Here is a 4,060-nt window from a genome sequence, read left to right as displayed (position 1 = left end):
GGTGTCAGCTGACTGTTTTTCGTGAGACTGGGCTTCATTTGGTTTCAAAGGCTTGGCCGATTCAGATTTCGTGAGACCGTTTCGGTTTCATTGAGACTGAACTGTCATGCGATTCATATATCGTGAGACTACCTCGATATTCCAGGCGCGTGAAGGCTATGCGACGTGATCAACTGACGGAAGCGGAGTGGCAGGAGGTTCTTCGGCATGCGGACGTTCTTCGCCGATTGCCGCAGCGCCCCACTTCCGGAGATGTAGCCGACGCGATGGCGGAGCTTTCGGTCAGCCGTGCGACGCTGTTCAGATGGCTGAAGCGGTATAGAGCAGAAGACCGCGCGGCGGCGCTTATCAACCGAAAGCCCGGGCGTCAGGGCGGTATCGACACCTTTGATCCAGCCCTTAAGACAATTGTCGACCGTAATATCATGACATTCTATGCGATCCCGGAGCGGCCGCCGTTAAGCCGGCTGAGGAAACGCATTGTCGCTGATTGCCGGGCAGAACATCTGCCGCCGCCGTCAATCAGACGCTTGAAGGGCTATCTTGCGACGCTGGATGTGGAGGCCATAGCGCGTCGTCGCGCGGGAAATTCGCGAGCGGATGCGCAGTTCCTGCCTTTGCCTGGGGCGTTTTCAGTTGAACGGGCGTTGCAGGTGGTTCAGATCGATCACACGAAAGTCGACGTCACGGTCGTTGATCCAATTGAACGGCAGCCGATTGGCAGACCGATCCTGACCATCGCCATCGATGTCTATACGCGATCAGTTTTGGGATTCTACCTTTCCCTGGAGGCACCATCCGTCACATCGGTGGCACTGTGCCTGACGCATGCGATCATCGACAAGACGCGGTGGCTGGAGGAACGCGGGATCGTTTTGGCATGGCCGGCATCTGGCTTGCCGGAGTGTATTCATGTCGATAATGGTGCCGAATTCCACGCGCGCGCTTTCAAGCGGGGTTGTGACGACCACAATATCACCGTGTCATACCGTCCACCGGGAACGCCGCGGTTTGGCGGGCATGTTGAACGCCTGATCGGCACGATGATGGGAGCGGTGCATCTGTTACCGGGAACGCATTTCTCAAATGTGTGTGATCGGGGCGATTACGATTCCGAGGGCCGGGCAGTGATGACCATGCGGGAACTCGAGACCTGGTTGGCGCTGGAAATCATCGCCTATCATTCCGATCTCCATCGCGGTATTGGCCGGTCGCCTGTTGCTGCCTGGAATGAAGCCATATCGGCTTGTCCTGCGCGGCAGGTGCATGATCCGCTTGCATTTCTCATGGATTTCCTGCCGTTCGAGGCGCGTGTGTTGCGACGAACCGGCATCCACATCAACAACATTTGCTACTGGTCTGACGGCCTTGCGCCCTGGATCGGTCGATGTGCCGACAAGGTTTTGGTCAAATACGATCCCCGAAACCTGCAACAGGTCTTCGTCAGGCTCGGCGGCAACTACCTCATTGCGCCGACGCGCAATCCGGGGCGTCCAGCGATCACGCTGTGGGAGCAGAAGGCGGCCATGCGGGTCCAGCGAGACCGTGGCCGCCGTGAGATCGATGAGGAGACGATCTTCCAGACCATTGCTGCGCAGCGCGCCATTGTCGATCAGGCGACCCGGGAGACTGCGCAAGCGCGCAGATCGCGGGCGCGGCGCGCGCATTTGCAGCCGAAACAGGCGATGCAGGAAAGGTTGCCGACGGACGAGCCGGCGATCACCTTGCCGCATTTTCCGGTGGAGGTATGGGAATGACGACCTATCCGCATCTTGATCCTGCCGTTCAAGCCCATGTTGGTCAGCCTGACCGTGAGCGTATCGAGTATATGAGGGTAGATCGGTTCGTCGATTATCCGCGCGCTCGGCAGGCATTTGAAAAACTCGAAGAACTGCTTCTTTTTCCAAAGCGTGCCCGTATGCCCAATCTGCTGATCTTCGGCGCCTCGGGCATGGGCAAGACGATGATTATCGAGAAATTCGTTCGCGCGCATCCGCCGAGTTTTGACGAAAGCAGCGGCATTCATCACCGGCCTGTCATCGCCGTGCAGATGGTCGCTTCCCCGGACGAGGGGCGATTTTATCACCGGCTGCTTTCGGTGATCGGAGCACCGCCGCCGACACGCGCGACAATCGGACAGCTCGAAACGCAGGCCCTGCGACTACTGCAGGAAACCGCACCCAATATGCTGGTTATCGACGAAGTCCAAAACCTGATCGCCGGCACCTATCGTGAGCAGCGCCGCATGCTCAATCTGCTGCGCTTCCTTGGCAATGAGCTGCGCATTCCGCTGATCTGTCTCGGTTCGCACGAGGCAAGGGATGCAATCCGAGGCGATGCCCATCTTAACAGCCGTTTCGAGCCTTATGGCTTACCGCCATGGCGGCATGACGCCGACTTCCAAGGTCTGATCGGCGGACTTTTGCGATCATTGCCGTTACGCGCGCCGTCCGAACTGACGGACAGCGCCCTCAACCGTCTGGTGGAAGTCAATGGCGGTGTCACGGCATCGATATTCCGGATGGTGATAGATCTTGCTGTGCAGGCCGTTCACGGCGGAACCGAGCGCATCACGCCGGCCGCGGTTCTCGATTACCGCGTTGCTGCGCCGCCGCCCTTCGCAGCAGCCTGAGCCATGAAGGGGGAGGAGAGGGCGCCACTTCCGATCGTGCCGCCACCTTTTCCCGATGAACGGCTGACCTCCTGGTTAGAGCGGATCGCCGATGTATATCTTGTTTCCCTGGACGGGCTGCAAGCGCATGTCGGGTGGGTTCGACCTGCGCTGGAGCTCGAATTGGAGCCGGTGCAGGCGGACATGGTTCGCATCGCCCAGGCGACAGGCTGTTCACTCAATCGGCTGTTGGCGATGACCTTTCACGGTTTGCCGCCGCGCTATCGCAGTCTGCTTCGGCCGGAAGCCAGGGAGATTTGTCTTGTTTGCTCGCGCGGCATGCAACGGCCGCAACGGCTTAGAAGTTGGTCATTCGCCTTCTCCTTCTGGTGCGAGTGCCATCGTCAACCGTTGGGTAATCGCGATATCCGCGGCGCCAGCACACTCGCCGATTCTTGGACAGCACGTAGGGGAGCGCAGATCCTGAATGCGTGGGCTATGGGAAAGGATAGTGCTGTCGTTCCCGTCGCGTCAGTTTTGTCACTACTGCTCTCACTCGCCCGCAAGGCATCTCCTGCAGCGCCATGGGAATTGGCCAGATTGCCGCCTTCCTGCCAGCGCCAGCGTTCGTTTCAGACGAAGCACTTTCGCCGCACTGTCTTGACAAGCGTGGTCCCGGAGTTCGAGGTGGCCGTGCCGATCTATGACCAACGGCTTCCGTTGGACATTTCCAAGATTTCCATCGCGCCACGGGCGGAACGGTATGCGCTTGCCATCGGCGTTGCCCGAGTCCTGAAGGATCCCGGCAGTGCGATTGCCCGCATTCTTGAATTTTCGGACGAGCAGGGACGAGAGAAGATCAGAACGTTGATCGATCTGTGGCCCGCACCGATCTGCAGCGCAGTCCGTCTCCACCGCACCTGCAACAGCAAGAGAGGACGGGACGACCGGAAAAACGATCGGGTGCAAATTTATCGACCCACATAAATGGCCGTAGAGCCCGTTTTCGGGATAAAAATGATCCACGGCTAAGGGAAGCCGCCAAAACGCGCTCACGGCCTTCTATGAGTCAATGTGCGCAAATGGCGATTTTAGTGCCGAAATGGACAGATAGGTGCTGCGACAATGAAGAGGACGCCTCGATTTGCCACCGCAGGGCGGGCTTATAGAGCAGAATTTGTGAGACGACCTGCGGCGGAGTCGGAAATCGTGAGACGGCGTGACAAAACCGTTTAGGACACATGCCCTGGATAAGTATGAGCGAATTCAGCGCAATAGAAGCAGGCGGCGCACCGCCGGCAGGTTAATGCACAACGGGACCACGCCGAGTCTCACGAATTCCGCTCATCTGACAGCTGGCGTGCGGATCGGCGTCGTTTTCGGGCATTGAGGGCCTCAAAATGGGGTTTTTCTCTATAATGAGCATTATGAACGATAATGCAAGATTAT

At 58.3% G+C, this 4,060-nt stretch carries 3 protein-coding genes; all 3 read left to right on the top strand.

Going from position 1 to position 4,060, the window contains the following annotated elements:
- Positions 1 to 266 precede the first annotated feature (266 nt).
- From K7H91_RS25405 to K7H91_RS25395, 3 genes are read left to right on the top strand one after another with little or no spacing between them, the layout of a single operon-like run.
- The gene (locus K7H91_RS25405) at positions 267 to 1,757 is read left to right on the top strand and encodes a Mu transposase C-terminal domain-containing protein (protein ID WP_230722949.1); all 1,491 of its coding nucleotides are present in this window, start codon (positions 267 to 269) and stop codon (positions 1,755 to 1,757) included.
- Entirely contained in the window at positions 1,754 to 2,632 is an 879-nt protein-coding gene (locus tag K7H91_RS25400) for a TniB family NTP-binding protein (RefSeq protein WP_230722948.1), read from the top strand. The genes K7H91_RS25405 and K7H91_RS25400 overlap by 4 nt, the downstream gene beginning before the upstream one ends.
- Positions 2,633 to 2,635: 3 nt before the next feature.
- Complete coding sequence (locus K7H91_RS25395) at positions 2,636 to 3,598, top strand: TniQ family protein (RefSeq protein ID WP_230722947.1); 963 nt, start codon at positions 2,636 to 2,638, stop codon at positions 3,596 to 3,598.
- Positions 3,599 to 4,060: the final 462 nt, after the last annotated feature.

Origin of the sequence: Martelella mediterranea, assembly GCF_021021415.1 — a bacterium.
Lineage (GTDB): Bacteria > Pseudomonadota > Alphaproteobacteria > Rhizobiales > Rhizobiaceae > Martelella > Martelella mediterranea_C.
Note: the sequence above shows the minus strand (reverse complement) of the source record. Positions and strands in the feature narration are given on the sequence as shown.

Bases quoted from the DNA above. Each gene is read 5' to 3' on its own strand.
- K7H91_RS25395 (WP_230722947.1), top strand. From the start codon at position 2,636: ATGAAGGGGGAGGAGAGGGCGCCACTTCCGATCGTGCCGCCACCTTTT.
- K7H91_RS25400 (WP_230722948.1), top strand. From the start codon at position 1,754: ATGACGACCTATCCGCATCTTGATCCTGCCGTTCAAGCCCATGTTGGT.
- K7H91_RS25405 (WP_230722949.1), top strand. From the start codon at position 267: ATGGCGGAGCTTTCGGTCAGCCGTGCGACGCTGTTCAGATGGCTGAAG.